This is a genomic window from Streptomyces corchorusii (genome assembly GCF_001514055.1).
In the GTDB taxonomy this organism is placed as follows: domain Bacteria; phylum Actinomycetota; class Actinomycetes; order Streptomycetales; family Streptomycetaceae; genus Streptomyces; species Streptomyces olivaceoviridis.
The window spans coordinates 124,953-147,650 of record NZ_KQ948366.1 but is presented as its reverse complement, the minus strand read 5'-3'; the positions used below and the strand labels follow the sequence as shown (position 1 = coordinate 147,650).

The window sequence follows — 22,698 nt, the reverse complement described above, 5'->3', positions numbered from 1 at the left end:
CAGGTCCGACGGTGACAATCGCAGTACCCGTCGCGCATCCGTGTGGTGACTGAACTTTCCGCGGACCGTACTGGTGGTCGCGCTCGTGCCGTCCGTGCGCCGGGTGACGGAGTGCGGGCAGTGCTGAAGGATCGGTGCGCCCCGGCTCCTGCGGGCCTCGGGGCGGCCGGGTCACGACTGCGGGAGCGGGCCGGGGCTCGACCAGTCCGAATGTCCCTCTTGTGGCACCACCCGGTAGGCCAGCATGTGACGGCTCAGGCAGCTGATGATCGGTCCGGGGTCCGCGGACCGTCGTGATTCGGCCAGGACGTCGAGGATCTCCTGGTGCCAGGGCCGCTGCTGCTCCAGCAGGTAGGGCGGCAGGTTGTCGGGGAGCGGCATCAGGAGGATGCGCTCGCCGATGAGCCGGTGCAGGCGGGTGAGCTCGGGGAACCCGGCCGATGCCACCAGCGCGAAGTGGAAGTCGAGGTCCGCCCGGAAGGACATGGCGGCATCGCGGCGCTCCAGTGCGGCATCCATGCCGGCCAGGGCCTGTTCGACGCCTTCGAGGGGCTGGTCGGTCTGGACGAGGTGCCGGACCGCCGCCGACTCGTATCCCCAGCGGATGAGGTTCAGCTCGCCGAGGTCCTTCTGGGCCCATCGTCTGACCTGGTAGGGATAGTTCAGCCGCTTCGTGAGCAGCCCGGCCTGCACGAGCATGTTGCAGGCGTCCCGGACCGGTGCCCTGCTGACGCCCATCTGTTTGGCGATGACGGAGTCCGGCACGTCCGCACCGGCCGGCAGGCGTCCGTCGAGGATGCGCTGGTGCAACTCCTCGTACACCTGCTGCGCCAAGGTTGAGGAACACGGCTGGGGCGCGTCACCGAGGGTCGTGTTCTTCACGCATCGCACTGTATCCCCCGGGGGTTTCCGGCGTCGAGGAGCAGTGTCGACACTGTCTGATTATGGAGTATTGTCACTGCAGTTGACGGGGCAAGGTTGCATGGATCACGTCTCGTCGCTGGTACATCTGCGGGCGAGCGTTGTGGAGGGCACCCTGGTGAAACGTCCGGCACTCCCGCCCCTACCGGCCGCCGAGAGCGCAAACCCTCCCGGCCCTGCGTCAGCGGTACAAGCCGCACACGGAGCGCCGCGGGCAGGCGCGCACCGGCTCGTCGGCCGGGACGAGGAAATCCGGTTGATCGTCGAGCGGTTGGACGGCCTGTGCTCGGCGGGGCCGGCGGGATCGGCCCTCATCATCGAGGGCGATGCCGGTATCGGGAAGAGCTCGCTGCTCGACCTCGCCGTCCAGCATGGTGCCGCCTCGGGCGTGCGGGTGCTGCGCTGCACCGGCCTGCAAGCCGCGTCCCCGTTGGGCTATACGGGCCTGCATGAACTCCTGCACCCGCTGATGCCGCTGGTGGACGACCTCCCGCCGCGGCAGCGCGCGGCGCTGCTGACCGCGTTCGCCCTGGACGAGGGCGCCACCCCGGACCGTCTCCTGGTGGGTCTGAGCGCCCTGGGCCTGCTGGAGGAGGCCGCCAGGAACCAGCCGCTGCTCGTCGCCGTCGAGGACCTGCAGTGGCTGGACCACTCAAGCGTCCATGTACTCACCTTCATCGGCCTGCGCGTGTCGGCCGCACCGATCACGCTCTTGGCGACCCTTCGTTCGGACGGTGACGCCGACGCCCTGCCGCCCCTGCCGATCGAGCGGCTGCGGCTCGGCCCGCTCGCCGAGGACGCGGCGCGGGCGCTGCTCGACGACGTGGCCGCGGACCTCAGGCCGGCATCCCGGGGCCGCATCCTCAGCGAGAGCTCGGGCAACCCGCTCGCCCTGCACGAACTGCCCACTGCTCTGCGGCAGCACGGGATCGAGCGGACGACGCTGCACGCACACCTTCCGATCACCAAGCGGCTGGAGCGGGCCTTTTTGGACCAGCTCCAGCCGCTGCCCGCAGACAGCCGTTCCCTGCTCGTCCTGGCAGCCGCCTCCGACGGTGCGCAGTTGCAGGACATCATGGCCGCCGCGCGCAGACTCGGCCTCGGTGTCGAGGCGCTGTCCCCGCTGGAGGAGCGCGGCCTGGTCAGCGTCGGGGACAGCGGGCTGCGCTTTCGGCATCCTCTGCTTCGGTCAGCCGTGCACAGCGCGGCCCGGACGAGCGAGTGGGTCGAGGCCCACCTGGCCCTGGCGGCCGTGACGGCGGGGCAGGACCGCGCGGTCTGGCATCGCGCCGCGGCCGCTCTCGAATGGGACGAGACGGTGGCGGGCGAGCTGGAGGGCGTGGCCGCCCGAGCCCACGACCGAGGCGCACAGCCGGAGGCCATGAGCGCCTACCGGCGGGCGGCGACCCTCACGCAGGACGCGCGGGAGCGGGCCCGGCGCCTGGCTCTGGCGGCGGAGGCCGCCCGGTCGGCCGGGATGACCGCCGAAGCCCTCGAACTCCTCGAACAGGTCGGCCCGCTCAGCCCAGCCTCGGGCGCGGAGACGATCACGCAGGTCGCCTTGATACGGACGATCCTGAGCCTCACCGCGGCAGCACCCGCGCCCTCCAGCAACGACTTCGAGGAGATACTGGGCCTCCTTCCCGTCCCGGAGGAGAACGAGAGGAGGGTCATCATCCTGTGGGGCGCCGCGGTGCTCACCCGCGGGCGCAACCTGCCGAGTGCGGATTGGGACTATCTCCGCAGGAACCTTGAGGCGACGCGGACGTCGAGCCCGCTCAAGCCGGCGGCGCTGGCCATCCTCGCACCCGGCGGACAGGCCGCCGCGATGCGCGACCGGTTGCCCTCGCTGATCCCGCAGCTGGCCGAGTTCCCGCTGGGCATGCTGTCGCTGGCGATCGCCGCCGAGTCGCTACAGGACCTTCAGACCTCGCTCACCTGCTGGGAGCTCAGCCGGGAGCGCTCTCACAACCAGGGGGCTCCGGCCGACGAACTGCAGGCGCTGCGCGGCAAGGCGAACGTCCTGCTGCTGCGCGGCCAACTCCGGGAGGGGCTGGCCGCCGCCGAGTACTCCGAGCGGATGGCCGCGGACACCCAGCAGCAGATGATCGGAAGCTTCGCGGTCGCCACCGCAGCGCGCGCGCACGCCCTGCTGGGGGACCTGGATGCGGCGACCGCCGCGATCCGCCGCAGCAGGGAGCTGTCCCGCATGGCACCCCTCGCGATGATCAGCGCGGACCTGCGGTGGGCGGCGGGTCTCATCGCCTCCCAACGGGGCCGCCACCGTGACGCGCTCATCGAGTTCACCCACGTCGCGGTGCACTCCACCCGGGCCCTGTGGACGATCGCGGACCGGACCGAGGCCGCCGTCCGGGCCGGCCGGGCCGACCAGGTCCGTGACAACGTGGACGCCGCGGACGAGGCGGCGCGCGCCTACCAGTCCTCCTATCTCGCCGCGCTGGTGGCCCGCAGCCGGGCGCTGCTGGCCGGTGACGACGAGGCGGCAGGCGAGGAGTTCGAGAAGTCGGTCGCCGCCGGGGCGGTCGAGGAGTCCCGGCTGGAGGTTGCTCGCTCCCGTCTGCTGTACGGGCAGTGGCTGCGCCGGCGCCGCAGCCAGGCCGCGGCACGCGAGCAACTCGCCCTCGCGCTGACCGAGTTCGACGCCATCGGTGCGCGCGGCTACGCCGACCGCGCGGCGGGCGAGCTGCGGGCGGCCGGCGAGACGCCACACCGCGCGCCCGGACATTCCTGGGCGCACGAGAAGCTGACGGCGCAGGAGCTACAGGTGGCGCGGCTGGCCGCTAAAGGCATGAGCAACAAGGAGATCGCCGACAGCATCTACCTGTCGCACCGCACCGTGAGCTCGCACCTGTACCGGGTCTACCCGAAGCTCGGAATCACCAGCCGGGCGCAACTCGCCGCGGCGCTCCAGGACTCCGGCGACGACCTGTGAGGGCCTGCGGCCGTCAATTGCCGGACAGATAGTCGTTCGCTGCGCACGCCCATTCCGCCGTACGTCCCCTCCCCGCCTGGGCATGCTGGGGGAACCGCACCCCTTGCGCTGGGCGCAGCCACGCGCGAAGGGTGCGGACCGGCGGCATCGACACGCCGCGACACAGATCCGTCCCGGCACCGGTTCGCGCACGCCTCGGCGAGCGCCTGGTCCGCCGGTGTGGCGGGGCGTGTCACCGAGATCAGTTGGACAGCGGCCGGGCCGGCTCGGGACCCGCCACGCGGCTGCGTCCGCCGGATCCACCGGCGGCGCTGCGGAAAGGCTGTCGAGTGGGCGACGGAGGGGGCGTCGCGTCGCGCTCCCGCCGGACGGCGGTGAGCTGCGGCCGACAGGGGGCACGGTCTCGTGGGAGGGGCTCACGCACGGCGCCCCGTCCTCGGCGGTGAGGACAGGGCGCCGGTCGCGGCCCGGGGGCCGGTCGGTGGGGCGTCGTCAGTCGTTCGCGGGAGCGAGCAGTACCGCCATGCGGCTGCGGTGGGCGACCGCGTCACTGACCCGGGGATTGAGGAGAGCGGCGAGGGAGGAACGGTGATGAGGGCTGATGATCAGCAGGTCGGCCCGGAACTCGGTTGCGGCCCGGGAGACGGCGTCCGCGACCTGGACGGTCAGGCCGTGCAGGATCCGGCCCTCGGCCTTCACGTCCATGCCGAGCAGCTGGGTGAGCGCTTCGTCCAGGACTCCTTGCCCGGCCTCGTCGCTCTCGACAGGGAGGACGGCGTCCCCGGCGACCGCGGTCGTGACGACGTGCAGGACGTGAACCTCTGCGCCGGTCAGCCGGGCCAGCTCGCCCGCCATGCGGACGACGGACTTACGGGCCGGACTGGGGTCGACAGCAACCATGATGCGTTCAAACACTGGATCTCTTCTTTCTGACAGATGACATACGTGTGAGGTAGAGGTTCGTTCGGGGCGGTCGAGCAGGCCGCCCTCATGTCTGGATCTACGACGTGGCGGGGCGTCGCGTGGGCCGTGTCTCCCGCCTGCCGGCCTCACCCGGCGGCCGCCAGGCGGTTCGTCTGGTGCGGGTGCGGTGGAGCGGGCGCGGGCCGGCGCGTGGCGCGGTGGGCGCCCGACCCGGCGGAGGGCGGGGCCGGCAGGAGTGGCGGGAAGGACTTGAACCGTAGCTGGTAGGCGCGGCGAGACACCCAGGCGGTTGCTGAACGCGCGGCGCTGGGCTGCCCGGCGTGGAGGCGGCACCGGTGACGAACCGGCCGCGGTCGAGGGGCCGGCGGACGGTGTCGATGCGGACCTGTTCCACGAACGTGGCCGGTGTGGTGCGCAGCTCTTCCGGAAGAAGAGGCGGGACAGGTGGCGAGGGGTCACCATCACCTTGGCGGCCGGGCCGGCACGCGAACGCGACCCTGCGGCGTCCTCGCCCGCCGCGGTGGGCAGGTCGCCGTCCGTGCGGACCTCTGCGCCGGGGTGGATAGAGGCCGACGGGTGCGGTTCCTGCGGGAGAGCGGCGTACTGCCTGGGTGCGGTGGCCCGGCGTCCGCGCAGCAGTCCGGCGGCGCCGAGGACGAAGAGGCCGGATCCGGGGCCGGCCAGTCGGCGGGCCCGTGCGGCGAGGCGGCGGACGGAACGACGTGGACGCGGACGGGGTGGTGGTGCAGCAGGTGGCTCCCTCCGAGGGCGATCACCGTGTCGGTCGGGCCTGCATCGTGGGCGTCGGCTGCGACGCGGAGAGGGGGCCCGCCGCGGGTGGTGATGTCCTGCCCGCCTGGGGAGCAGACGAGGGTGCCGTAGACGCAGGCGTTGCGGCCTGGGTCCGCGAGCCGTTCGGACAGGGCGGCGACGTCGATCAGTGACACCCGGTCCACCACGAGCACGGCGATCCTGCGATGCGTGGCCGCGTCCGGGTTCAAGCGATCCATGCCATGATCGTAAGCCCTTTAAGTGACATGTCAATCATTCGAGGCATGCCCCAAACAGTTGACGTGTCACATAAATGCTCCCTAGGGTGTGCCGGGCACGGGCCGTCACCGGCCGCGCCGCCGCCCGCGTGCACCGGGCAGTTCCCCCGCTTCACCAGCAGATGAGGGCCGATGGACGTCAACGAGAAGATCGCCAGGGACGCCTACCAGGTGGCCGAGGTCCAAGACGTTCCCGGCTGGATGGCCTTTGATGCCGACCGACTGGCCCGTGAAGGTGCCGTCCTCGGTGAAGCGGCACTGTCCTGTTCGGTCAGCTGGGCGTGCTGACCAACCTGGAGGCCGTGCTCGACCAGTGACCCGTCCGGTCTGCCCCAGGGCAGGCCCCGCGCCCTGCGCACCCCTACGAAGTTCGCCGCGCCCGCCCCGATCTGTGGGCTTCCCCCTGATCCGAGGGGTCTTCGCCGGGACCGCACGGCAGTTTCATGGCTGTCCCCCATCACATCAGCAAGGAGCACCACCATGGCCGGGAACCCCCGCAACATCGCCCTGGAGCCTGCCGCGCAGGCCTTCGTGGACGCCACGTCCGAGCCGCCCTTCCTCTATCAACTCCCCCCGGCCGAGGGCCGCAAGGCGGTGGACCAGGTCCAGGACGCCGAGATCTTCAAGCCCGAGGTCGACGAGGAGTGGGTCGACGTCCAGGGCGGCCCCACCGGGAGCGTCAAGGCCCGCATCGTGCGCCCCAAGGGCACGGCCGGCACGGCCCTGCCCGTCATCCTCTACACACACGGTGCCGGCTGGGTCTTCGGCGACGCCCACACCCATGACCGGCTCGTGCGCGACCTCGCCATCGGTGTCGGCGCGGCCGTGGTCTTCCCCGAGTACGACCGCTCGCCAGAGGTCGGCTACCCCGTCGCCCTGGAGCAGAGCTACGCGGTGGCACAGTGGGTGACGGCCAACGGCCCCGACCGCGACCTGGACGCGCGGCGCCTGGCGGTGGCGGGCGACTCCGTCGGCGGCAACATGGCGATCGCCCTGACCCTGCTGGCCAAGGAGCGCCGCGACGTCCGCTTCGTCAAGCAGGTGCTGTTCTACCCGGTCACCGATGCCGCCTTCGACACCGACTCCTACCACGAGTTCGCCGAGGGCTACTTCCTCGCCCGCGACGGCATGAAGTGGTTCTGGGACCAGTACACCACCAGCGAGGAGGAGCGCGGCCGTATCACCGTCTCCCCGCTGCGGGCCAGCCTGGAGGAGCTCAAGGACCTGCCTCCGGCGCTGATCATCACCGCCGAGGCCGACGTGCTGCGCGACGAGGGCGAGGCCTTCGCGGCCAAGCTGCGCCGGGCCGGCGTGGCGGCGACCAACGCCCGCTTCGGCGGCATCGTCCACGACTTCGTCATGGTCAACTCGCTGCACGAGACCGAGGCGGCCAAGCACGCCATCCTGCTCGCGGTCGCCAGCCTCCGGGAAGCCCTCAACACCACCGCCTGACACCCGGGCGGGCGGTCACGCGCTCATCCGCGTGACCGCCCGCCGGGGCAGCGCGCCCGCACAGCACGGACAAACCGGCACACCCAGCGGGCAGAGCACCTTTTCCACGCCGGATGCGGGCGCGTGCGCCAGGCATGGCCGCCTCCCGCCCGCGTCCGGCGGCCCCCGGGGACAGACGAGCACCCCGCTTTCCCGCCCCCTTGCAGACATCCCCTCGCGCCGTCCGTCCCTGTCGGCGCCCCTCCTCGAAGCTGGAGACATCCATGCGTTCACCCCTTCATTCCGGCCCCGCCGCGGACCAGGCCTCCTTCAGCCCGTCCCGGCGCAACCTCCTGCGCACCGCCACCGTCGCCGGCCTGGCGACCGCCGTACCGGCCGTCCTGGGCACGGACCTCGCCTCCGCCGCCACCTCCGCCGGTGCCGTCGGCCCGCTGAGCCTGCCCGCAGCCACCAGCCGGATCACCCCGCTGGACCTGCGTGTCCCGGAAGCCCTGCTCAAGGATCTGCGGCAGCGGCTCGCGCACGTCCGGCTGCCCGAGCAGGAGACCGTCACCGACAACTCCCAGGGCGTCCAGCTCGCCAAGCTGACCAGCCTGCTGCGGTACTGGCGCACCCAGTACGACTGGCGCCGTTTCGAGCGCCAGATCAACAACCTGGGCCAGTACCGTACGCAGATCGACGGCCTGGGCATCCACTTCCTGCACGTCCGCTCCCGGCACAGCAACGCCACCCCCCTCATCCTCACCCACGGCTGGCCGGGCTCCTTCGTGGAGTTCGTGAAGGCGATCGGGCCCTTGACCGACCCCACCGCTCACGGCGGCAGCGCGCAGGACGCCTTCCACGTGGTCGTCCCCTCGCTGCCCGGCTTCGGCTTCTCCGACCGGCCGAGCACCACCGGCTGGACCACCGCCCGCATCGCGGCGGCCTGGGCCACCCTGATGGAACGCCTCGGCTACACCCACTACATCGCCCAGGGCGGCGACTGGGGCGGCGGCGTCACCACCCAGCTGGGCAAGCTGCGCCCCAAGGGCCTGCTGGGCGTCCAGCTCAACTTCCCCGAGTACACCTTCAGCCCGCCGGTCACCGACACCGTCACCGCCGCCGAGCAGACGGCGCTCGCCCAGATACAGACCTTCTCCAGCCAGCTCTCCGGATACTTCCAGGAGCAGTCCACCCGCCCGCAGACCCTCGGCTACGCCCTCGCCGACTCCCCCTCCGGCCAGGCTGCCTGGATCTACGAGAAGCTGCTCGACTGGACCGACAACACCGGCCGGCCCGAGGGTGCCCTCTCCCTCGACGACATGCTGGACAACATCACCCTGTACTGGCTCACCGACACCGCCGCCTCCTCCGCCCGCATCTACTGGCAGAACTACGGCGCCTCCTCCGAGCTGACCCGGCTCGACCTGCCGGTCGGCCTAAGCGTCTTCCCCCACGAACTGGTGCGCAGCCCGAGGATCTGGGCCGAGCGCGCCTACAGCAACCTCGTCTACTTCAACGACCAGATCCCCTACGGCGGCCACTTCGCCGCCTTCGAGCAGCCCCAGCTGTTCACCCAGGAGGTCAGGAAGTTCGCCCGGCTGGTGAAGTGAGCGCGATCCCCCGCGCACACCCGGGGCACATGCCGCGGTGAGGGCGGCGACGGCAGGGGCTGGACACGCCCGCCGTCGCCGCCCTCGCGGCATCCGAGGGCGGACGGGAAACCCGCACACTATGTGGTTGACGTGTCACGTATATAGCTCTAGGGTGTCCGGAAGTTGAACATTGAACGGGGCGGTCGGACCGGGCCATCCGCCGCCGTCGGGAGCGGATACCGGCCGCGCCCGACCTGATCCGGTCCCCTGCACCGCACCACCACCCCGCACCGCACCGTCGCGGAGAGGAAGGGACTGTCGTGGATCTCGGCACCACCGGCATCTGGAGCCCGGAACTGCGCCTGCACCCCGACCCCGTGGAGATCCACGAGGCCGCAGCCGAACTCGACCAGCAGGGCTGGGGCGCGCCGTGGATCCCCGGCCTCGGCGGCGGCGACATCCTCGGCGACGCCGAACGGCTCCTGCGCGCCCGCGAGAACGCCGCCATCGTCACCGGGCTGCTGAGCATCTGGCGGCACACCCCCGAGGACATGGCCGCCGGCCACGCACGCCTGCGCCGGGAGTACGGACACCGTCTCGTGCTCGGCCTGGGCGTCAGCGACGCCGCCGCCCGACGCGCCGGAGGCACCTACCGCCCCCTGGCCGCGCTCAACACCTACCTCGACGCCCTCGACCGGCACGCCGAACCCGTCCCCGCCGACGAGCGCCTCGTCGCCGCGATGGGCCCCAAGCTCACCGAACTCGCCGGCCGGCGCAGCGCCGACACCCATCCCTTCCCCGTCACCCCCGACTTCACCGCCACCGCGCGCGGTGTGCTGGGCCCGGCCCCCCCTGCTCGCCCCCTACCAGGCGGTCGTCGTCGACAGCGATCCCGCGCGCGCCCGCGCCACCGCGCGCACCTTCCTCGCACCGTTCCTCGGCATGGGCCACTACGCCAACAGCCTTCTGCGGCAGGGCTTCACCGAGGACGACCTCGCCCACGGCGGCAGTGACCACCTCATCGACGCCGTCGTCGCCTGGGGCGACCTCGACGCCATCGACCAGCGCGTACAGGCCCACCTCGACGCCGGTGCCACACACGCCGGGCTGCACGTCATCAGCACCGAACCAGGACTGCCGCGGACGCAGTGGAAGGTGCTCGCCCCGCCGGCCCGCTGACCCCTCTCCCCCGGCAACCGGGGGCAAAACGGCCCGGGTGTGAAGCGGCACGGAAAGAGCGGGCAGGCAGATACTGGAAGCGTCAACCTTCTCATAGGGTGGACACATGGATGAAGCACCTCACTGGCTGGACCCGGTCGAAGGGCGGGCCTGGCGCGGCATGCTGCGCATGCACGACCTGCTGGTCAACCAGACCGGCCGGACCTTGCAGCGCGACTTCGGCCTCTCAGCGACCGACTACTCGGTACTGGCCGAGCTGACCCGTGCCCCCGGGGACCGATTGCGCATCCAGGACCTCGCGAAAGTGCTCGGGTGGGAGAAGAGCCGGGTCTCACACCACCTCGCGCGCATGACCAAGCGCGGCCTCGTCGGCCGCGAGGAATGCGCCGACGACGGACGGGGCGCGTACGTGGTCGTCACCCGGGCGGGCCGTGAGGCCATCGAGGCCGCCGCGCCCCGGCACGTGGAGGACGTCCGCCGTCTCTTCCTCGACCACCTCACCCCCGGCCAGATCGCGTTGCTCGCAGAGATCACCGACACGGTCATCGCGAAGAACGAAACCAGTCAGTGACACGGTGAGGCGCGGTGCTCACCTCTGCGTCCGCGGGCACGGCGCTTGCCTCGTCGGCGTTTCGGTTCGCTCCCCTCCCGACGTTACTCAAGGGCGACCGGGCGGCTCCGACGGAGGGCGGGCGCGCTGCCGTCGATGCCCGGCTTCGGCTGTCCGCCCGGTCCGGCTGGACGGGTGGCTCTACGCCGGAGTGTGCGGGGCCGTTCCGGGCGGGCCCTGCACACTCCGGCGTGTCCGACTCCTCCTCGAGTGTCATCGTCCCTGCCGTGCGGTGCACGACACGGACGGCCCTGCGGAGGCGGCCGCCGCGCCGTGTGACTGCGCTGCGGCACTTCCTATGCTGGGGTGCGGGTTGACGGAAGACCATCCGTGATTTGACTGAAGAGCCCTTACGTACACCGTCCCCCGCTCCCTCGCTCTTACTGCACAGGGGCCGTGGCTGCCCTCCGCCTGCGCGGCGGAGCAGGTCGCGACCGCCGCGCGCGGGCACAGCGAGGACCAGGTCGAGCCAGCGCCTCGTCGGGGGCGCTTCCCGTGAGTGCTTGGGACCCGTCGGCGTCCGCGACATTTCCGCATGCTGCATATGCGCGCTGGAGACTGACGACGCACACGTAATGGCCAGCGACTCGGCTCCCACAAGAGCGCACCCGGCTCTCACGCCGGATGAACGCCACCCAACTAGTTGACGTGTCATCTTCCTGGTTCTATCTTCATTGAAGGCTGAACGGAAACAGGTGGCCCGGCCGCAGAAGCCGGCCCACCCCGGGACTTCAGGAGCAGATCATGGGACAGCTCACCGGCAAGACCGCCGTGGTCACCGGCGGTACCAGCGGCATCGGCCTGGCGGCGGCGCAGCGCTTCGCCGCCGAAGGCGCGCACGTCTACATCACCGGACGTCGTAAGGACGCCCTGGACAAGGCGGCTCACGAGATCGACGGGAACGTCACCGCTGTCCAGGCCGACAGCGCCGACCTCGCCAGCCTGGACCGCCTCTACGCCACCATCGCCGACGCCGGGCACCACATCGACGTCCTGTTCGCCAACGCCGGCGGCGGCACCTTCGCCACCCTGGAACAGGTCACCGAAGAACACTTCGACACCACCTTCGACACCAACGTCAAGGGCACCCTCTTCACCGTCCAGAAGGCACTGCCCCTCCTCAACGACGGCGCCTCCGTCATCCTCACCGGCTCCACCGCCGGCAGCGTCGGCAACGAAGCCTTCGGTGTCTACGGCGCCTCCAAGGCCGCCATCCGCTCCTTCGCCCGCACCTGGGCCAACGAACTGCGCACCCGCAACATCCGCGTCAACACCATCGCCCCCGGCCCCATCACCACCCCCGGCCTCAACGGACTCGCTCCCGACGACGAACAAGCCGCCCAACTGCGCGACACCCTCGCCGCCGGCGTCCCCCTCGGCCGCATGGGCCAGCCCGAAGAAGTCGCCAACCTCGCCCTCTTCCTCGCCACCGACCAGTCCAGCTACATCACCGGCACCGAGATCTTCGTAGACGGCGGCGCCAACCAGGTCTGACCGCCGGGCACCGAACCACCCATCCCCCGCGAGCAACGGCACGGGCCGCGGCCACACGGCCGCGGCCCGCCCGCGTCAGGCCCCGCGCGCACCGTGAGCCAAGGAGAGTCATGAGCAGTCGCCGCACGCCGGCCGCCACCACGCCCGTACCGCAGACCGGAAGCACAACCCGGCCGCCCCGGCACAGGGGCGGGTGGCCAGCCGTCGCATCCGTCGCGGCGGTGTCCTTCGTCCTGGTGCTCTCGGAGTTCCTGCCCGTCGCCCTGCTGCCCGCCATCAGCGGGGACCTGCACGTGAACACGGGCACCGCCGGGCTCCTCGTGGTCGTCCCCGGACTTGCCGCAGCAGTGGCAGCGCCGCTGCTCACCATGGCCTCCGGCCGCCTCGATCGCCGGCACGTCCTGCTCGCCCTCGCCGCGCTCATCGCCGCGTCGGACACCCTGGCCGCCCTGGCACCCGACTTCCCCGTCATGGTCATGGCGCGCCTGCTCCTGGGCCTCGGCGTCGGCGGCTTCTGGGCGATGGGAGCGGGCGTCGGCAACCGGCTGGTCCCCCCGGCACAGGCGGACCGCGCGGCATCGCTCATCACCGCGGGCATCTCAGCCGGAACCGTCATCAGCCTGCCGCTCGGCGCGCTGATCGGGCACCTGGCGGGATGGCGCACCGCCTTCCTCATCGCCGCTCTCACGGGACTGCTCGCGCTGCTCTTCCTCGCCATCGCGCTGCCCGCCCTGAAACCCACCGGCGCCGTTCGCCCGACCACGCTCGGCAGGGCCCTGCGTACGCCGCCCCTCGCGCTCGCCCTGCTGGCCACCGGAGCCGTCTTCTTCGGGCACTTCACCGCCTACACCTACATCACCCCCTACCTCCAGGAGCACGCCCACCTCGGCCCGGACGCCGTCACCACCGTCCTGCTCGGCTACGGGCTGGCGGGACTCGCCGGGAACTTCCTGATCGGTCTGCTCACCCGGCATTCCCTGCGGGCCCTGGCCGTCGCCGTCGCCCTCCTCCTGGCCGCCGCCGTACTCCTGCTCACCGCCACCACCGCGACCCCCGTCGTCATCGTCCTCGTCCTGATGTGGGGCGCGGCCTTCGGAGCGGTCCCGCTCATCGGGCAGGCCCGTGTCATGCGGCTGTTCCCCGACGCCCCCGATGCCGCCTTGGCCCTCCTCGTCACCGCCTCGCAGACCTTCCTTGCACTCGGCTCCTTCGCCGGCGGTCTCCTGACCGACCACCAGGGCACGACCGCCGCGTTCGCCTACGGCGCCCTCGCGGTGCTGCTCAGCACGCTGATACCGGCCGGCGTACACAAGGCGGCACGGCGCTGACCGGGATGCGGTCGAGCAGAACCACACGGACGGAACCACCAAGGCGTCGCAGGCCGGTCAGACGGGTACGAGAACACACGCACACCCGGCGGACCGGTACGCCGTTAGGGGAACAGGCCGTTACGGGGCCAGCACCCGGCAGCCTCGGCGCACCTCCCGCACGACGGCCCCGTTGACGCACCCACGCAGCGCACCGCGTGCACCCCGGCGAACACGGCCGAGCAGCGAGGACCCGCCGCCGCCCGACATCCACAGCCCCACGGTCACCGCGCCCGCGAACGACACGGCCATCCCCGCCGGCAGCCTCGGCGGCATCGGGTCCCCAAGCAGGACCGCGGCGCCTCACGGCTCACGACCGCGCCCGCCTCGCGGGCCGACGGCGGCTCGGCCCCGCCGGTGCGCACGGATGCGCGACGGCTACCGCTGTGCGGTCGGGCGCACAACGAGTTCGTTGACCTCCACGTTCGGGGGTTGGGCCACGGCGAAGGCGATGGCTGTGGGTGAGTGGGTCAGCGCCGCCGCCTCCCAGGTCGGTGAGGCGGGACTCGCAGGTCCCTGGGTGTCCGCTTGGCCGAAGACATAGACGTCGGGGCGGACAAACACGCTGGTGGCGCCCATCTCGGCGAGAGAGGGAAGGCACATGGCCTTGACGTCCACCACCGTGCCGCCGGCCCCGGCGCCGGGCACCCCGTCAGCTTGGCAAACGACACATCGTCGCCACCCACACCTCAGTGCGGATCGCCTCCCCCAACCTCACACCAGGACGATGCCCACCTCCAGGCGAAGGAACCCGACGTGACGAAGCACTACTAGGCGGACGGCGGAACCCCGCTGCTGTCAGCGGGGCCCGCCGGGGTGCGGCGTCATCAGTGCCGGTCAGACGGGTGCCGGCCGGGATCGGTCGCCCGTGGGTTCGAGGCGGATGACGATGCCCTTCGACGTGGGCTGGTTGCTCACGTCGGCGACGCTGTCGAGCGGCACCAGGACGTTCGTCTCCGGGTAGTAGGCGGCGGCCGAACCCTTGGCCGCCGGGTAGGGCACGACCTGGAAGTTCTCGGCCCGGCGCTCGGTGCCGTCCTCCCAGACGCTCACCAGGTCCACGCGATCGCCCTGGGCGAGGCCGAGTTCGGACAGGTCGGCCGGGTTGACGAGGATCACGTGGCGGCTGCCGTGGATGCCGCGGTAGCGGTCGTTGTTGGTGTACGGGACGGTGTTCCACTGGTCGTGCGAGCGCAAGGTCTGCAGCAGCAGGTGACCCTCGGGGGCCCGGGGCACCACCCGCTCGTTGCAGGTGAACCGGGCCTTGCCGGTCTCGGTCCTGAACACGCCCTCGTTGACGGGGTTGGGTAGCTGGAAGCCTCCCGGACGGGTCACCCGGGCGTTGAAGTCGTGGAAGCCCGGCACGATCCGGGAGATGCTGTCGCGGATGGTGTTGTAGTCGCTCTCGAACTTGCCCCAGGGGATGTTCCCCTCACCGCCGAGGCTCAGCCGGGCGAGCCGGCACAGGATGGCGACCTCGCTCAGCAGCACGCGCGAGGCCGGTTCGAGCCGTCCCTGCGAGGTGTGCACCTCGCTCATGGAGTTCTCGACGGTGACGAACTGCTCGCCGGCGGCCTGGACATCACGCTCGGTGCGCCCCAGCGTCGGCAGGATCAGGGCGGTTTCGCCGCAGACGGTGTGCGAGCGGTTGAGCTTGGTGGAGATGTGGGCGGTCAGCCGGCACGAACGCATCGCCTTCTCGGTGACCTCGCTGTCGGGCGCCGCGCGCACGAAGTTCCCGGCCAGGGCGAGGAAGACCTTGACGCGGCCCTCCAGCATCGCCTTGATCGAGTTCACCGAGTCCAGGCCGTGCGCGCGCGGCGGATCGAAGCCGAACTCCTCCTGAAGGGCGTCCAGGAAGGTGTCCGGCATCTGCTCCCAGATGCCCATGGTGCGGTCGCCCTGGACGTTGCTGTGGCCGCGCACCGGGCAGGCGCCCGTGCCGGCGCGCCCCAGATTGCCGCGCAGCATCAGGAAGTTGACGATCTCCCGGATGGTGGGTACGCCGTGCTTGTGCTGGGTGATGCCCATCGCCCAGCACACGATGACGCGTTCGCTCCGCAGAACCTCGTCGCGGACCTTCTCGATCTCCTCGCGGGTCAGTCCCGTCGCCGCGCGCACGTCGTCCCAGTCGACGGTGCGGGCGTGCCGGGCGAACTCCTCGAAACCGGAGGTGTGGGCGTTGATGAAGTCGTGGTCCAGGACGGTGCCGGGACGCGCGTCCTCCGCCTCCAGCAACAGCCGGTTCAGTGCCTGGAACAGGGCGAGGTCCCCGCCCGGCTTGATGTGCAGGAAGCGGTCGGCGATCTGGGTGCCCCGCCCTACGACACCGCGCGGCTTCTGCGGGTTCTTGAAGCGTCGCAGCCCCGCCTCCGGCAACGGGTTCACCGCCACGATGCGGCCGCCGTTGCGCTTGGCCTCCTCCAGGGCCGAAAGCTGCCGCGGGTGATTGCTGCCCGGGTTCTGCCCCACCAGGAAGATCAGGTCCGCGTGGTGGAGGTCGTCGAGACTCACGGTGCCCTTGCCGACGCCCAGCGTCTCGTTCAGGGCGAAGCCGCTGGACTCGTGGCACATGTTGCTGCAGTCGGGCAGGTTGTTGGTGCCGTAGGCGCGGGCGAAGAGCTGGAAGACGAAGGCGGCCTCGTTGCTGGCCCGGCCGGAGGTGTAGAAGACCGCCTCGTCGGGCGAGTCCAGCCCCCGGAGTTCCTGCGCCAGGACGCCCAGGGCGTCGTTCCAGCCAATGGGCTCGTAGTGGTCCGACCCGGGCCGTTTGATCATCGGCTCGGTGAGCCGGCCCTGCTGGTTGAGCCACATGTCGGAGCGGGCGGCCAGATCGGACACGCTGTGCTCGCGGAAGAAGTCGGCGGTGATCCGGCGCGTCGTGGCGTCGTCGTTGATGTGCTTGGCGCCGTTCTCGCAGTACTCGTTGCGATGGCGCCGGCCCGGGGCGGGGTCCGCCCACGCGCAGCCGGGGCAGTCGACCCCGCCCACCTGGTTCATGGTGAGCAGGTCGACCCCGGTCTTGCGTGGGGAGGTCTGCTCCAGGGAGTACTCCAGCGCGTGCACGACGGCGGGAACCCCGGCCGCCCACTTCTTCGGCGGTGTCACGGAGAGGGAGGTCTCCGGCTCCTCACCGGGCGGGTTCTGCATCGCTTGGCCTTTCTCTTGCCGTGTGCGGTACGCGGGTCAGCCGACGGGCCACTGGGCGACACGGCTCCTGGGCGGTTCCGGATTGTCGTGCTGGACCCGGCCGTTGCGGATGGTGCCGCGCCAGGCACCGCCCTCCTGACCGAGCCCTTCGATGAAGTGCTTGAAGCTCACCAGTTCCCCGCGCACCAGTCGCACGGTCAGTCCTACGAGCCTGGACGAGCGGGTGAGGACCGACGCGGCTCCCTGCGGTTGGAGGAGCATCCGGACGGTGATCGCGGTGCCACCGGACTCCGTCGGCCTGAACTCGACCTCGCCCTGGTGGGTGGGGTGCTGCTCCAGGCCGCGCCAGGCCAGGTAGGCGTCAGGGTCCTGTTCCACGATCTCGACCGCGAAACGGTGACGCAGGGGGCCGTAGCCGATGGTCCACGCGGTGACGGCAGGCCTGATCTGCTCGACGTCGCGCACCACGGTCGAGAAGCGTGGGAACGTCTTGAATTGCGTCCACTGGTTGTAGGCCGTGCGGACCGGCACCGCGACCTCGACCGTCTCCTCGACGTGCCGCTCGCGCAGCGGACGGCGGCGTGTGACGCCGTCGCCGTCGGAGCGCATGCCCGGGGTGTTCGGCACGGCCTGCCCACCGTCGTCTTCGTGCGCCATCATGGTCCTTCTTCCGATGAGGGAGCCGGGCGTCCTGACCCGGCCCTCCCCTTATGGGGCAGGGCATCTCTTCCGGTTCCCCGATCCCGGGTTTCAAGTCACCCGACCGCGTAGACGTCCCCGGCGGCAGCGAGCACGAGAAGGGGCCGGGCCCTGCTCGCAGGAGGGGCGCCGAGCCCGAGGCGTGGTAGGGGCGTTGGCCACGGGCTTCTCCAGGTGGCCGACGGTCACCTCCAGCTCCACCCCGGGCACGGCCACCCGCACCGCTCACCGTGACCCGGCCGGTGGCCGGCGACCGCGCCCCGGTGCCGCTTCGCCGTCGTCGCGGCGCCCCGTCGGCCGAGGGAGTCGCCCATGGGCCTGCGACCTGCTCCTGGACTGCGCCGACTACGCCCTGGCCAACTACCACCGCCAGCCCGGCGCACACCTGCGCCACTCGACCACGGCCTGGCCGACACCCTCGTCATCCGCTGCACCCCGCCCGGCAGATGTCCGAGGACACCCTCCTCGACGCGGTCGGTGGCAAGCGGGACGGCCGCCACTGGCCCCCGTCCCGAACCCCGCCCGACCGGATCGGACGCCCCGCCCCCGAACCACCCGCACACCATCCCTGGCCACCACACCTGGGCCGCAGCGGCGCAGCGCGTTCGCGGTGAGGCGGGCCCGGCGGCCAGTCCTCGATGCGCCCCAGACCACGACCTCGACCGTGTCCCCGGTGATTCGCAGGTCCAGCAGGACGGGCCGGGAGCGTACTTGCGGGCGTGGGTGACCAGCTCGCTGACCGCCAATTGGGTCAGGTCCATGGCGCGCTGAGAGACCGGCAGGCCGTGGTCGGCCTGGACGCGGGTGTGGAGGTCGGCGGCCAGGCGCCGGGCCTGGGCGATGACCGTGCCGTCCCCTTCCAGGGCCACGGTGGCTTGCGGGGCCCGCTCGCTGCGCGGTCGACGGCATGGAGGGGCCGTCACCGCGCACCGCGGTCCGCCGTTCGCCCACGGAGCGGCGTCGCGGATCGCCCGCCGGCTCCTTCGAGACGCGGAGCAGAAAGAGGACGGGATGGGGATGTCCTCGTACGGGGTAGGCGAGCGGGACGACGCGGGGCGGTCCGGCGCGCTGCTTGAGGGAGGTCAACGTATGCAATTCGACGACGATGCTGCTCTGGACACGTCCGAGGTCGAGGATGGTCGGGGAGGTGCGCTGGGCGGGATCCCGGGCGGCGGGAAGACCATCGGCGGGGGGCTGGTCGGGCTCGTGGTGCTGGTCGCGTCCGTGCTCTTGGGTGTCGACCCGGGCATGTTCGGCTCGGGCAGCAGCGACTCGTCCTCGTCCGGCAAGTCAGTCGCGGACCTCGCGGCGGACTGCCGGACCGGTGCTGACGCCAACCGCAAGGAGGAGTGCCGGATCGTCGCCGTGGTCGACAGCGTGCAGGCGTTCTGGAAGCAGACGGAGACAGCCGCCGGCAAGCCCTACCAGCAGGCCCCGACGTTCCTGTTCACCGGCAGTGTGAACACCGGCTGCGGGAACGCGACTTCCGACGTCGGTCCCTTCTACTGCTCCGCCGATGACAAGGTCTATCTCGACCTCGGCTTCTTCAACGACTTGAGCAGCAAGTTCGGCGCCAAGGGCGGCCCGTTCGCCGAGGCCTACGTCATTGCGCACGAATACGGCCACCACTTCCAGGACCTCAGCGGAACGATCTCCCGCGGCAGCGGAAAGGGCCAGAACAGCGGCTCGGTGAAACTTGAGTTGCAGGCGGACTGCTACGCCGGAGTGTGGGCCCACCACGCCACCACCACCCCTGACCCCAAGAGCGGTAAGCCACTGATCACCGACTTGACGAAGGACGACATCAACCGCGGGCTGGACGCGGCCGCCGCCGTCGGAGACGACCGTATCCAGCAGCGCTACCAGGGCAAGGTCACACCCGACACCTGGACCCACGGCTCCGCGAGCCAGCGTCAGCAATGGTTCTCCACCGGCTACCGCTCCGGCCGCGTCGCCAGTTGCAACACGTTCAGCTGACCACACTGACAATGGGCGTCCCGGACGGCAGGAGCCACACACCGCCCCAGCAGCAGGCCCGCACCACGAAGGCCCCGGCCACCGCCCACCGCACGCCGTCCACGCGGACGTGAGACAGCCAAGCGTTGAGCACCGAGTTGTCCGGTTGTCACCCGATCGATCAGGGGGTCGGTCACCCGGCCGGCTCGTGCTCGTCCCGCGCCCACGCCGTGACCCCGCCCTGCCGTCCGCCGGGACGGAGACGACGTCCACGGTCGCCTGACGGCCGGCCCCCGCGCCGGCGGTCACCGCGGCGGGCCAAGGGCCGGCCGGGGCAACGGCCGTACCGGCAGGAGCCTTGCCCGCGCTGCCCGGGGTGGTGGAGCGACCGTGCGGGGCGGGACAGGGAACCCCTGCCGCGGACACCCACGGCCCTTCGCCGGTTCGTGCCGCCCACCCTCACCGGTCCACGTGGGGCCACGCGCCGGGTGGGGTGCTGCGGGTGTGCTGCGCTCCCGACACCACGGTCTGGAGTATCCCGGCGAGCTGCTCACGGAAGCGCAGCGCGTCGTGGGCCCATCGCGGCTCCTGCTCGTAGAGCTGCCGCAGGGTGGGGCTGGGGCGGCTGAGCTGGTAGAGGTAGGCGGCGGTGCTCATGGCGACCGTGAGCACGGTGCGTGCCCCGTCGGGATCGAGTCCCGCTTCGGTCGCCACCAGCGCGTCGGTCATCTCGTCGTACGCCTCGGTGGCCGCCGTCTTGTAGCGGCGTGCCCGGTCGAGGCGTACCGCGCCTTCGAGGCTGAGCACGACGTGGGTGAGCAGATCGCAGAACAGCGGCAGCCGCTCCAGCGAGGCCGCGACCGCCTGGGCGACCTCGCGGGCGGTCCGCGGCGAGGCCTCGGCCAGGGCGTCGAGGAGACCGGCGCACCACTGGCCCCAGCCGTGCTCGGCGAGTTCGAGGAGCAGTTCCTCGCGCGACTCGAAGTAGCGGCGCAGCGCGGAGGGGTGCAGCCCGATGTGGCTGGTGACCGCGGTGAGCGTCACCTCGCGCACGCCGTGTGCCAGGCCGAGTTCGGTGGCGGCGGTGAGGAGCGCGTGCCGTCGTTCCTGCTTCGCTTCGGCGGACCGTGCTCGTCGTCGGATCTCTTCCACCGGACCAGGCTAACGCAAGCCCTTTGACATATCTTCGTTCCCCTGTTGGACTGATAACGCATGCCCATTGCGTTACAGGAGGAACATCATGAGCTCGGTCTTCTTCGTCACCGGGGCCTCGCGCGGTCTGGGACGGGCGATCGTCGAGGAGGCCCTGGGTGCCGGGCACCGCGTCGTCGCGACCGCCCGCCGCGTCGGCACGCTCGACAACCTGGTCGCCAGGTACGGCGAGAGCGTCCACGTCGAGCCTCTCGACGTCACCGACGCCGCCGCGGCACAGGCCGCCGTGGAGAACGGACACGCCGCCTTCGGCCGCCTCGACGTCGTCGTCAACAACGCCGGCCAAGGCGACCGGGTCGCGCTGGAGGACACCACCTTGGAGGTGTTCCGTCGGCAGGTGGAGACCAACTTCTTCGGCACGGTCCACGTGACCAAGGCCGCCGTGCCGCTGCTGCGCCGACAGGGCGGCGGACGGATCATCCAGATCTCCTCCCTGGGCGGCCGGATCGGCAGCCCGGGGATGACGGCGTACCAGTCTGCGAAGTGGGCCGTCGGCGGCTTCAGCGAGGCCCTGGCCGCCGAGGTCGCACCGCTGGGCATCAAGGTCACCGTTCTGGAGCCCGGAGGAATGCGGACGGACTGGGCCGGCGCCTCCATGCAGACCCCGCCGGTCAGCGAGCCCTACGCACAGTCGGTCGGAGCTTCTGCCCGCGCGATGGAGGGCTTCGAGAAGGTCGCCAACGGCGACCCCGTCAAGGTGGCGCGCCTCGTCCTGGAGGTCGCCGAACTGGAGGAGCCGCCGCTGCGGCTGCTCGCCGGCAGCGACGCCTTCGAGTTCGGGCGCGCGGCGTGGCGCCGGCGCCTGGAAATCGACGAGCAATGGGAGGCGCTCAGCCGCAGCACCGACGTCGACCTGTCGGACACCACCTGGCGCGACCAGCGGGGCACGAGCGTGCCCGACCTGAACGCCTGACCGCAGAGGCCGGGGCCGGGGCCGCTGCCGCCCGGGGCCGACCCGGAACCCACCGCGCCTGATGCGACCGCTCACGGCCGGGCACGCCATGCTTGTCGACTCCATGGGCCACGACCCGCTCTCCGTATCCGCTGGCGCGATACCGACGCACACCGCAAGCGCGGCCCGGGGCCGGTCACAGGGCCGGCCCCGGGCCGCGCCACACCGGCTCCCACTCGTCCTGCGAGGCCGAGTCAGGTAGGGGTCGCGGCGCGGTCGCCTTCTTCCTGTGGTCCGAGTGGGCCGAGCCGGTGGTCGAGCGCGGCACCGACCTCGGGGCAGTTCTTGCGGATGGTGTCGAGGAAGGCGTTCAGTGCCGGGGAACGGTCCCGCGCGCGGAAGGACAGGATCAGATCGGGCAGAGGCGTGCGCGGGGTCACCTCGCAGAACCACGTGCCCCGTCGTGGAGCGGTCAGCATGCGGGAGGGTCCCAGACCGACTCCCACCCCGCAGGCGGCGAGACCGATGATGGTGTGGACGTCCCTCGCGACGGTCGCGCCGGAGAGCGCCGGGGAGTCCTTGCCCAGCAGGGTCCGCAGTCCAGCGACGACGGCGGGCTCGTCCTCGCCCGGCGCCACGATCAGCGGCTGTCGCCGCAGCTGCTCCACGTGCACCGAAGACTGGCCCGCGTACGGGTGCGTACTGCTCACGACCGCGACCAGGTGGTCATGTCCGATCGGGACCGATACCAACTGCTCGGCTCCGACGCCCCGTGGCCGGCCGAGGCCGATCGCCACGTCCAGTTCGCCGGCGACGAGCGCGGCCGTGCTGCGGTTGGTCGCCATCTCGTGCAGTTCCAGCCGTACCTCGGGCCGTTCACGGCCGAACCGGCTCAGGACGTCCGGCAGGGGTTCGAGCAGCGCCGAGGCGATGAACCCCAGGCGCAGCCGGCCCGTCTCGCCGCGTGCTGCCCTGGCCGCGTCGACCGAGGCCGCCGTGATCTCGTCGAGCGCCCTGCGCGCACGGGAGAGGAAGGCCGCGCCCGCAGCCGTCGGGAACACCCCCTGGCGGGTGCGATCGAACAGGCGGGTGCCCACTTCCCGTTCGAGGTCGGCGATCTGCTTGGACAGCGGGGGCTGCGCGATGCCCAGCGCACCGGCTGCCCGGCCGAAGTGCGCGTGCTCGGCGAGGGTCAGTGCGTACCGCAGGTGCCGCGCCTCCATGCCAGCCTTCCGGTCATATCTCAGAAGTATCACCGGCCAGCTT

18 protein-coding genes and 1 pseudogene are annotated in these 22,698 nt (G+C 71.4%); 11 read left to right on the top strand and 8 right to left on the bottom strand.

Going from position 1 to position 22,698, the window contains the following annotated elements; all coding sequences use genetic code 11:
- Positions 1-171: 171 nt before the first annotated feature.
- The gene (locus AQJ11_RS34315; RefSeq protein WP_244218486.1) at positions 172-882 is read right to left on the bottom strand and encodes a GntR family transcriptional regulator; all 711 of its coding nucleotides are present in this window, start codon (positions 880-882) and stop codon (positions 172-174) included.
- Between AQJ11_RS34315 and AQJ11_RS34310 the strand changes: the two genes are divergently transcribed.
- Positions 797-3,874, top strand: coding sequence for a helix-turn-helix transcriptional regulator (locus AQJ11_RS34310; protein WP_341846308.1), 3,078 nt, complete (start codon positions 797-799; stop codon positions 3,872-3,874). The genes AQJ11_RS34315 and AQJ11_RS34310 overlap by 86 nt on opposite strands.
- Positions 3,875-4,366: 492 nt before the next feature.
- On the opposite strand, the gene AQJ11_RS34305 is transcribed toward AQJ11_RS34310, so the two are convergent.
- Positions 4,367-4,774 (bottom strand): universal stress protein, encoded by a 408-nt coding sequence (locus AQJ11_RS34305; protein ID WP_078611610.1) that lies wholly within the window; start codon positions 4,772-4,774, stop codon positions 4,367-4,369.
- Between the two features lie 1,205 nt (positions 4,775-5,979).
- Here AQJ11_RS34305 and AQJ11_RS50070 point away from each other — a divergent pair.
- The 8 genes from AQJ11_RS50070 to AQJ11_RS34270 all read left to right on the top strand — a co-directional run bounded on the left by AQJ11_RS50070 (position 5,980) and on the right by AQJ11_RS34270 (position 13,484).
- A complete protein-coding gene (locus tag AQJ11_RS50070; protein WP_014669851.1) occupies positions 5,980-6,135 on the top strand; it encodes a hypothetical protein in 156 nt (51 codons plus the stop codon).
- 192 nt (positions 6,136-6,327) lie between these two features.
- The gene (locus tag AQJ11_RS34295; protein ID WP_059265819.1) at positions 6,328-7,299 is read left to right on the top strand and encodes an alpha/beta hydrolase; all 972 of its coding nucleotides are present in this window, start codon (positions 6,328-6,330) and stop codon (positions 7,297-7,299) included.
- Between the two features lie 263 nt (positions 7,300-7,562).
- On the top strand, positions 7,563-8,891 hold the full coding sequence (locus AQJ11_RS34290) for an epoxide hydrolase family protein (protein WP_014669849.1): 1,329 nt from the start codon (positions 7,563-7,565) through the stop codon (positions 8,889-8,891).
- Between the two features lie 302 nt (positions 8,892-9,193).
- Positions 9,194-9,886 (top strand): LLM class oxidoreductase, encoded by a 693-nt coding sequence (locus AQJ11_RS34285; protein ID WP_244218485.1) that lies wholly within the window; start codon positions 9,194-9,196, stop codon positions 9,884-9,886.
- A complete protein-coding gene (locus tag AQJ11_RS51620) occupies positions 9,816-10,052 on the top strand; it encodes an LLM class oxidoreductase (protein WP_244218484.1) in 237 nt (78 codons plus the stop codon). Before AQJ11_RS34285 ends, AQJ11_RS51620 begins: the two co-directional genes overlap by 71 nt.
- Positions 10,053-10,158: 106 nt before the next feature.
- Entirely contained in the window at positions 10,159-10,623 is a 465-nt protein-coding gene (locus AQJ11_RS34280) for a MarR family winged helix-turn-helix transcriptional regulator (protein ID WP_014669847.1), read from the top strand.
- Positions 10,624-11,406: 783 nt separating this feature from the next.
- Positions 11,407-12,156 carry a glucose 1-dehydrogenase gene (locus AQJ11_RS34275; RefSeq protein ID WP_059265818.1) on the top strand — a complete coding sequence of 250 codons (750 nt, stop codon included), beginning with the start codon at positions 11,407-11,409 and terminating at the stop codon, positions 12,154-12,156.
- A gap of 110 nt (positions 12,157-12,266) precedes the next feature.
- Positions 12,267-13,484 carry an MFS transporter gene (locus AQJ11_RS34270; protein WP_244218483.1) on the top strand — a complete coding sequence of 406 codons (1,218 nt, stop codon included), beginning with the start codon at positions 12,267-12,269 and terminating at the stop codon, positions 13,482-13,484.
- A gap of 210 nt (positions 13,485-13,694) precedes the next feature.
- On the opposite strand, the pseudogene AQJ11_RS51615 reads toward AQJ11_RS34270, so the two are convergent.
- The 4 genes and pseudogenes from AQJ11_RS51615 to AQJ11_RS34255 form a co-directional block, all read right to left on the bottom strand.
- Positions 13,695-13,820, bottom strand: a pseudogene (locus AQJ11_RS51615) (EamA family transporter); the annotation flags it as partial.
- Between the two features lie 81 nt (positions 13,821-13,901).
- Entirely contained in the window at positions 13,902-14,171 is a 270-nt protein-coding gene (locus AQJ11_RS34265; RefSeq protein WP_059265816.1) for a hypothetical protein, read from the bottom strand.
- A gap of 189 nt (positions 14,172-14,360) precedes the next feature.
- Positions 14,361-16,673 carry an FdhF/YdeP family oxidoreductase gene (locus tag AQJ11_RS34260; RefSeq protein WP_059265815.1) on the bottom strand — a complete coding sequence of 771 codons (2,313 nt, stop codon included), beginning with the start codon at positions 16,671-16,673 and terminating at the stop codon, positions 14,361-14,363.
- Between the two features lie 36 nt (positions 16,674-16,709).
- Positions 16,710-17,330 (bottom strand): SRPBCC family protein, encoded by a 621-nt coding sequence (locus tag AQJ11_RS34255; protein WP_059265814.1) that lies wholly within the window; start codon positions 17,328-17,330, stop codon positions 16,710-16,712.
- A gap of 1,131 nt (positions 17,331-18,461) precedes the next feature.
- Between AQJ11_RS34255 and ypfJ the strand changes: the two genes are divergently transcribed.
- Positions 18,462-19,349 (top strand): KPN_02809 family neutral zinc metallopeptidase, encoded by an 888-nt coding sequence (gene ypfJ, locus AQJ11_RS34250; protein WP_059265813.1) that lies wholly within the window; start codon positions 18,462-18,464, stop codon positions 19,347-19,349.
- Positions 19,350-19,787: 438 nt separating this feature from the next.
- On the opposite strand, the gene AQJ11_RS34245 is transcribed toward ypfJ, so the two are convergent.
- Positions 19,788-20,480, bottom strand: coding sequence for a TetR/AcrR family transcriptional regulator (locus tag AQJ11_RS34245; protein ID WP_059265812.1), 693 nt, complete (start codon positions 20,478-20,480; stop codon positions 19,788-19,790).
- Between the two features lie 88 nt (positions 20,481-20,568).
- Between AQJ11_RS34245 and AQJ11_RS34240 the strand changes: the two genes are divergently transcribed.
- Positions 20,569-21,453 (top strand): SDR family NAD(P)-dependent oxidoreductase, encoded by an 885-nt coding sequence (locus tag AQJ11_RS34240; protein WP_059265811.1) that lies wholly within the window; start codon positions 20,569-20,571, stop codon positions 21,451-21,453.
- A gap of 233 nt (positions 21,454-21,686) precedes the next feature.
- On the opposite strand, the gene AQJ11_RS34235 is transcribed toward AQJ11_RS34240, so the two are convergent.
- Positions 21,687-22,655 carry a LysR family transcriptional regulator gene (locus AQJ11_RS34235; RefSeq protein ID WP_059265810.1) on the bottom strand — a complete coding sequence of 323 codons (969 nt, stop codon included), beginning with the start codon at positions 22,653-22,655 and terminating at the stop codon, positions 21,687-21,689.
- Between the last annotated feature and the right edge of the window lie 43 nt (positions 22,656-22,698).

Bases quoted from the DNA above. Each gene is read 5' to 3' on its own strand.
- AQJ11_RS50070 (WP_014669851.1), top strand. From the start codon at position 5,980: ATGGACGTCAACGAGAAGATCGCCAGGGACGCCTACCAGGTGGCCGAG.
- AQJ11_RS34275 (WP_059265818.1), top strand. From the start codon at position 11,407: ATGGGACAGCTCACCGGCAAGACCGCCGTGGTCACCGGCGGTACCAGC.
- AQJ11_RS34255 (WP_059265814.1), bottom strand. From the start codon at position 17,330: ATGGCGCACGAAGACGACGGTGGGCAGGCCGTGCCGAACACCCCGGGC.
- AQJ11_RS51620 (WP_244218484.1), top strand. From the start codon at position 9,816: ATGGGCCACTACGCCAACAGCCTTCTGCGGCAGGGCTTCACCGAGGAC.
- AQJ11_RS34305 (WP_078611610.1), bottom strand. From the start codon at position 4,774: ATGGTTGCTGTCGACCCCAGTCCGGCCCGTAAGTCCGTCGTCCGCATG.
- AQJ11_RS34280 (WP_014669847.1), top strand. From the start codon at position 10,159: ATGGATGAAGCACCTCACTGGCTGGACCCGGTCGAAGGGCGGGCCTGG.
- AQJ11_RS34310 (WP_341846308.1), top strand. From the start codon at position 797: ATGCGCTGGTGCAACTCCTCGTACACCTGCTGCGCCAAGGTTGAGGAA.
- AQJ11_RS34270 (WP_244218483.1), top strand. From the start codon at position 12,267: ATGAGCAGTCGCCGCACGCCGGCCGCCACCACGCCCGTACCGCAGACC.
- ypfJ (WP_059265813.1), top strand. From the start codon at position 18,462: ATGCAATTCGACGACGATGCTGCTCTGGACACGTCCGAGGTCGAGGAT.
- AQJ11_RS34235 (WP_059265810.1), bottom strand. From the start codon at position 22,655: ATGGAGGCGCGGCACCTGCGGTACGCACTGACCCTCGCCGAGCACGCG.
- AQJ11_RS34290 (WP_014669849.1), top strand. From the start codon at position 7,563: ATGCGTTCACCCCTTCATTCCGGCCCCGCCGCGGACCAGGCCTCCTTC.
- AQJ11_RS34295 (WP_059265819.1), top strand. From the start codon at position 6,328: ATGGCCGGGAACCCCCGCAACATCGCCCTGGAGCCTGCCGCGCAGGCC.
- AQJ11_RS34260 (WP_059265815.1), bottom strand. From the start codon at position 16,673: ATGCAGAACCCGCCCGGTGAGGAGCCGGAGACCTCCCTCTCCGTGACA.
- AQJ11_RS34240 (WP_059265811.1), top strand. From the start codon at position 20,569: ATGAGCTCGGTCTTCTTCGTCACCGGGGCCTCGCGCGGTCTGGGACGG.